The 5932-nt window shown below is 71.0% G+C and carries 6 protein-coding genes; 4 read left to right on the top strand and 2 right to left on the bottom strand.

The annotated features are described in order from the left end of the window. Positions 1-203: 203 nt before the first annotated feature. Positions 204-776, top strand: coding sequence for a sigma-70 family RNA polymerase sigma factor (locus AB0G16_RS38165; protein ID WP_362815821.1), 573 nt, complete (start codon positions 204-206; stop codon positions 774-776). Continuing rightward, the gene (locus AB0G16_RS38170; RefSeq protein ID WP_362815823.1) at positions 776-1732 is read left to right on the top strand and encodes a hypothetical protein; all 957 of its coding nucleotides are present in this window, start codon (positions 776-778) and stop codon (positions 1730-1732) included. Before AB0G16_RS38165 ends, AB0G16_RS38170 begins: the two co-directional genes overlap by 1 nt. An 87-nt stretch (positions 1733-1819) precedes the next feature. On the opposite strand, the gene AB0G16_RS38175 is transcribed toward AB0G16_RS38170, so the two are convergent. Further along, complete coding sequence (locus tag AB0G16_RS38175; protein ID WP_362815825.1) at positions 1820-2635, bottom strand: SAM-dependent methyltransferase; 816 nt, start codon at positions 2633-2635, stop codon at positions 1820-1822. Positions 2636-2868: 233 nt separating this feature from the next. On the opposite strand from AB0G16_RS38175, the gene AB0G16_RS38180 reads away from it, so the two are divergent. After that, positions 2869-3786, top strand: coding sequence for an ATP-binding cassette domain-containing protein (locus AB0G16_RS38180; protein ID WP_362815827.1), 918 nt, complete (start codon positions 2869-2871; stop codon positions 3784-3786). Continuing rightward, positions 3783-4640: an ABC transporter permease gene (locus AB0G16_RS38185; protein ID WP_362815829.1), complete on the top strand. Its 858-nt coding sequence runs from the start codon at positions 3783-3785 to the stop codon at positions 4638-4640. Before AB0G16_RS38180 ends, AB0G16_RS38185 begins: the two co-directional genes overlap by 4 nt. A gap of 737 nt (positions 4641-5377) precedes the next feature. On the opposite strand, the gene AB0G16_RS38190 is transcribed toward AB0G16_RS38185, so the two are convergent. Then, positions 5378-5893 (bottom strand): AAA family ATPase, encoded by a 516-nt coding sequence (locus AB0G16_RS38190; protein WP_362815831.1) that lies wholly within the window; start codon positions 5891-5893, stop codon positions 5378-5380. Positions 5894-5932 lie beyond the last annotated feature (39 nt).

The raw sequence follows: 5932 nt of genomic DNA on the forward strand, positions 1-5932 counted from the left end.
AGGGCGCCGGGCCGAAGATCATCGGGTACGTGGCCGACAACGAGCACGACGAGGCAGCGGGGACGCGAGGGCATGCCCGCCCCGGACGTCTCGCGGCACACGGAAGTTTTTCGGGCCCGCATCGTAATGATGGGTTCGCTCCGCACATAGGGAGGTTGTCCGTACTTCACGCTGACAGGAGAAACCGCTCATGGGAACCGCCCGTGGATGACGAACGGCCGGCCAGGTTCGAGGCCGTCTACCGACAGACGTACGGCCGGATCACGGCCTACGCCGCGCGCCGCTGTGACTCGCCGCAGGACGCCGCGGACGTGGTGGCGGAGACCTTCACGGTCGCCTGGCGGCGGATGGACGAGCTGCCGCCGGGGGAGGAGGCCACGTTGTGGCTGTACGGGGTGGCGCGCAGGGTGCTGGCCAACCATCACCGTAGCGAGGCCCGCCGCAGGGCCCGCAACGTCGGGCTCGACGTCGGACTCGACGTCGGACTCGACGCCAGGATGGCCGGCCTCTACGAGGACCCCCCGGACAGCGGGGTCGAACTGGAGGCGATCGCCCAGATCTTCCGTGCCCTGCCCGGCGACGACCGCGAGCTGCTGTCGCTGGTCGCCTGGGAGGGCCTGGACCGCCGGGAGATCGCCACGGTGCTGGGCCTGTCGCGCAACGCCGTACGGGTCAAGCTCCACCGCGCCCGCAGGCGCTTCTCCCGCGCACTCACCGAGGCGGGTATCCGTTTCACGCCGGAAAGCCGGTTGATCCCGGTGGAGAGGTCGCTGTGATGAACACCGACGAGATCGACGCGACGACGAGAGCGCTCGCCCGGGTCGAACCCGGAAAGCCGGGAGGCGACCCGTCCGACACGGAGGCGAGGGCGTTGCTGGCCGCGATCACCTCCCAGGAGCCGGGCACGGCGCGGAGGACTCGCGGGCGTGTCCTCCGGCGGCCGGCCCTGGGACTGGCGGCCTCGGTCGTGCTCGCCGCGGGCGCGGTGGTGGGCCCGAGCCTGCTGGGGAACGGTTCCGCAGTGTCGAGTTCCTGGGCCGTCACCAAGGCGGCCGACGGGAAGGTGACCATTCAGGTCCGCGACTTCCGTGACGCTCCAGGACTGGAGAGGCGGCTGCGCGACCTCCACGTCCCCGCCGTGGTCGACTACGTTCCCTGGGGGTGGACGTGCCGCGCGCCGCGCGGCACGCCCGTGCGGGACGTCCCCCCGGGCCTGTACAGCGTGCCGGAGAACATCCCCGGCGAGGAGGAGGGCTGGCAGATGCGGATCGACACCACGCTGTTCAAGGCGGGGCAGACCTTCGTCTGGACCATCAGCGCTCCTTCGGACGGGGCGGGAAGCAGCACCGGCACCTACCTCATGGAGGGGCCGGTGGCGTCCTGCGACCCCGTTCCCAGGCCCGCCCGGGACACCGGGGCGGAGTTCCGGACGGCGACCATCGAGGGCCGCTCGCTCCAGGGGTTCCGCGTGGACGAGAAGACCGTCGGCGAGGTCCTGCCGGAGCTCGAGAGGCGTGGCAGGAAGGTCGTCTTCCTGATCATCTCCGTCCCGCCCGGGAACCCCGGGGGGTTCGGCGAGGAGCGCACGCAGGAAGAGCCCGTCGGCGACGACTGGATCGTCTGGGAGGCGGAGGAGAACGCGAAGGGGGTCATCCGCCTGCTCGTCACCGGTGAGCGCCACGACAGGAACCCCGTCTACGGCGGCCCGCGCGACGACGTCGTCACCGACTAGCGGGGAATCCGGGAAACGCGCCGTGCGGCTCCGCGCCCCGCTCGCCCGGCGGGTCGCGGACCCGCCGGCCGGGGCGCCGGTCCGGTGTCAGCGACGGCGCAGCAGCCCGACCCCGACGTAGCCGTCCACTCCCGGGAGCTGCGGAAGCCGGGGGTGGTCCGCCTCCGGGCGCCAGTCGTCGGTGGAGACCAGGCCGGGTTCCACCAGCTCGAACCCGTCGAAGAAACGCGTGATCTCCTCACGCGAGCGAGGCGTCGCGGAGCCCGCGGAGGTCCTGTTGTAGAGCGCGCGCCCCTCGGCCACCTTGTCCTCGGGGAGGTCGCCGAAGGACAGGTGGCTGATGGCCACGGCACTGCCGGGGGCGAGGCGGTCGCGCAGCGTCGTGACGATCCGCTCCGCCATGTCGTCGTCCGGGACGAAGTGCAGGACGGCCAGCAGGAGCAGGCCCACCGGCCGGTCGAAGTCGATGTGCGCGTTGACCTGAGGGTCGTCGAGAACGGCCGAGGGCTCCCTCAGGTCGCCGTCGAGCACGATGGTCTGACCGTTGTCGGCCAGCAGGGCGCGTCCATGGGTGAGCACGATGGGGTCGTTGTCGATGTAGACGACGCGTGACTCGGGTGCCAGGCCCAACGCCACCTGGTGCACGTTCTCCTGGGTGGGCAGGCCGGCGCCGATGTCGAGGAACTGGCGGATGCCCGCCTCGGTCATGAACCGCACGGCCCGCCGGAGGAAGCGGCGGTTGGAGCGGACCCCCTCCCTGGCGTTGGGGGTGAGCTCGATGAGCTTCTCTGCCGCCGCGCGGTCGGAGACGAAGTTGTCCTTGCCGCCGAGAAGGTAGTCGTAGATCCGGGCGACACTCGGAACGTTCGGGTCGATCTCCACCGGCACGTGCTTCATGTGCATCCATCCCATGCTCAATGCATCTTTGTTGATCATAAGGTAGTGGATGAAGCGGGTGATTTTGCCGCAAGGGTGCAAAGGGCGACGAAGTGGGCGTCTGAGTACGGTTCAAGCACATGCCCGGTACGTCCCGAACACGCGGGCCGGGCACGCGGTCCGCGCGGGGGGATAACCCGAAGCGATCACGGTGGCGCTCCCGGTGGTGCCGTACGAGCGGCTGAACGATCGTGGACAGGGTGATCGAAGCCTATGAACTGACCAAACGGTACGGGGGCCGGGCCGTGGTCCAGGACCTGTCGTTCAGCGTCCGGGCGGGCCGGGTCACCGGTTTCCTCGGACCCAACGGGGCGGGCAAGTCCACCACCATGCGGCTGATCCTCGGCCTGGACCGGCCCGACTCCGGACGGGCGACCATCTCCGGCCGCCCCTACCGCGAACTGGCCGCGCCCCTGCGCGCCGTCGGCGCGCTCCTCGACGCCAAGGCCGTCCACTCCGGCCGCAGCGCCTACGACCACCTGCTCCATCTCGCCCGGTCGCAGGCACTGCCGCGTACCCGGGTCCAGGAGGTCCTGGAGATCGTCGGGCTCGGCCAGGTGGCGCGCAGGCGGGCAGGCGGATTCTCCCTCGGCATGGGCCAGCGGCTCGGGGTCGCCGCCGCGCTGCTCGGCGACCCAGAGGTCCTCGTCCTGGACGAGCCGGTCAACGGCCTCGACCCCGAGGGGGTCGTCTGGATCAGGGAACTGATGAAGGGGATGGCCGCGGAGGGCCGCACGGTCTTCGTCTCCAGCCACCTGATGAACGAGATGGCCGTCACCGCCGACCACGTGATCGTGATCGGCCGGGGCAGGGTCATCGCCGACTGCGGCATGGACGAGCTCGTCAGGCGCGACCCCAGGACGTCGGTGCTGGTCCGTACCCCCGACGCCGGGCGGCTCGGCGCGCTGATCGCCGCCGCGGGCGGCGACGTGAGCACCGGCGGGGACGAAGCGCTCACGGTGGCCGGCATGGAGGCCCACCGGATCGGCGAGCTGGCCCTCGACGCCCGGATCGTCGTGCACGAGCTCACCCCCAGGCGCGCCTCCCTGGAGGAGGCCTTCATGGAGCTCACCAGGGACAGCGTCGAGTACGCCGACAGCGACAGGAGCAGGGCATGACCACGACCACCCCGTTCACCACACCCGCCGGCCCCGGCCGGTCCACCGGTTCCGGCGGGCCCGTCGCGCGCGCCGGGTTCGGCCACCTGATGGCCGCGGAGTGGACGAAGATCCGCTCTGTCAGGTCCACCGTCTGGTCATTGGTCGTCATGGTCGTGCTCACCGTCGGCTTCACCGTGCTGATGGCCGCGATAACCGTGATGAACTGGGCGACGGCGTCGCCGGCCCGGCAGCGGCAGATGACGGCCGACCCGCTCGCACTGCTCGTCCAGCCCGGCGTCTCCTCCGCCCAGCTCGCGGTCTGCGTCCTCGGGGTAATGGTGATCACCGGCGAGTACTCCACCGGGGCGATCCGGTCGAGCCTGCTGGCGGTGCCGCGCCGCGTCCCGATGCTCGCCGCCAAGGCCGCCGTCCTCGGCCTGCTGGTCCTCGTGATCACCGAGCTGATCGTCCTGCCGTCGTTCCTGATCGGGGCCGCGATCCTGGGGGAGCGGGTGGAGGTCTCGCTCACCGACCCCGAGGCGCTCCGCGCGGTGACGGGCGCCGGACTCTACCTGGCCCTGCAGGCCCTGTTCGCGCTCGCCGTCGGCACGCTGCTGCGGCACACGGCCGCGGCGATCACCTGCATCCTGGCCCTGGTGCTGATGGTGCCCAACCTCCTGGCCATGCTGCCCGGCGAGGCGGGCAGGACGATCTACTCCTTCTTCCCCACCGTGGCGGGCCGGGCGATCCTCGTCGGCGACGTCCCGCAGATCGCGTCCCTGTCCCCCTGGGCGGGGCTCGGGGTCCTCGCGCTGTGGACCGCCGCGCTGCTGGCACCGGCCGCCTACCTGCTCAGACGGCGCGACGCCTGAGCGGGGCCGAGGGCGAGGTCGGGACCAGATGTCGAGCGCCGGGTCGGCGAGGGCGGCCACGACCTCCGGATCCCGCAGGATCCGTTCGGCCCCGGGGAGGTGACGGTAGCGGAGCATGGCGTGGAGAACGTCGGCGAAGGGCTGGTCGAGCAGCGAGGCGGCGATCTCGTCGGCCTCCTCGGCGCGGCCCGATCGCAGCAGGCGGGCCCGGTCGCGCAGCATGCACCTCGTCCTGACGAAGGCGGCGGCCCGGCCCCGCGTGAGGTCCGCGCGGTTGAGGCCGAACACGTCGATCGTGACCTCACCCCGGGGCGTCAGCGCCTCGTAGACGCCCGTGCTCAGTGCGAGTTCCAGGTGCTCGTACGGATCCTCGACGCACGGGTCGACGAGCAGCGGTGCGCCGTGCTCGTCCCGGGGGAACAGTTCCCGCTTCTGATGACTGTTGCAGTGGGAGCAGGCCAGGAAGTGGTTGGGCCAGTCGAACGCGCGCAGCGGCGCCTGGGCCAGCGGCTCGAAGTGGTCGATGTCCGTTCCGAGGCCGTCACCGCAGTACATGCAGCGTCTGACACCCGTGGTCATGGTGGTGAGCCGCTCCTCCAGCCGCGCCCGGACGGTCCTGGCGGACTTCCAGGAGGCGCGTGCCGCGGCGCAGTCGGCCTGGCCCGCGCACAGCGTGCCGGTACGGTCACGGAGCCGGTCGATCAGGTCATCGGGGAGCGTCGCGCGACGAATACGGATCACGGGTTCTCGGCGATCCTCGCGGCCACCTCGTCCACGCGGGTGGTGAGGGAGCTGGTGAGGGTCTCCCGCAGGCGTTCGTACTCCCGCAGTTCGTCCGGGGTCGCCCTTCCGTGAAGGACCGCGCGCTCCAGCCCGGTGAGCCTGCGCCGCATCCTCTCGGCGTGGTCGGAGTAGGGCGAGTCCACCCCGAAGAGGTCGGTCAGGAGGGCGTCGTCACCGCTGCCGTAGACGACGCGCTCGTACAGGTCCTCGTCGACGACGCGGGGCGGGACGTCCTCGTCGAGACCGGCGAGCCGGATCAGGCCGCCCGGGTCGGCGCTCTGGCAGACGTACGGGCTGTGCGAGGTCACGATGAACTGGATGTAGGGGAAGTGGACTTTGAGCCACTCGCCGATCTTCTTCTGCCAGCTGACGTGGAGGTGGACGTCGATCTCGTCGATGAGGACCACACCGGGCACATCGATCACCGGCATGGGTTTCGGACCCTGCGGGGGTCTAAGAACTGCTAACACAATGAGTTGAGGCGGCGCCAGCAGAGCAAGGCGCAGCCG

The sequence above is a fragment of the Streptosporangium sp. NPDC023615 genome (assembly GCF_040640155.1).
Classification (GTDB): domain Bacteria; phylum Actinomycetota; class Actinomycetes; order Streptosporangiales; family Streptosporangiaceae; genus Streptosporangium.

What these genes read in the sequence shown, in the direction of transcription:
- AB0G16_RS38170 (WP_362815823.1), top strand. Translation starts at nt 776, where the DNA reads ATGAACACCGACGAGATCGACGCGACGACGAGAGCGCTCGCCCGGGTC.
- AB0G16_RS38175 (WP_362815825.1), bottom strand. Translation starts at nt 2,635, where the DNA reads ATGCACATGAAGCACGTGCCGGTGGAGATCGACCCGAACGTTCCGAGT.
- AB0G16_RS38185 (WP_362815829.1), top strand. Translation starts at nt 3,783, where the DNA reads ATGACCACGACCACCCCGTTCACCACACCCGCCGGCCCCGGCCGGTCC.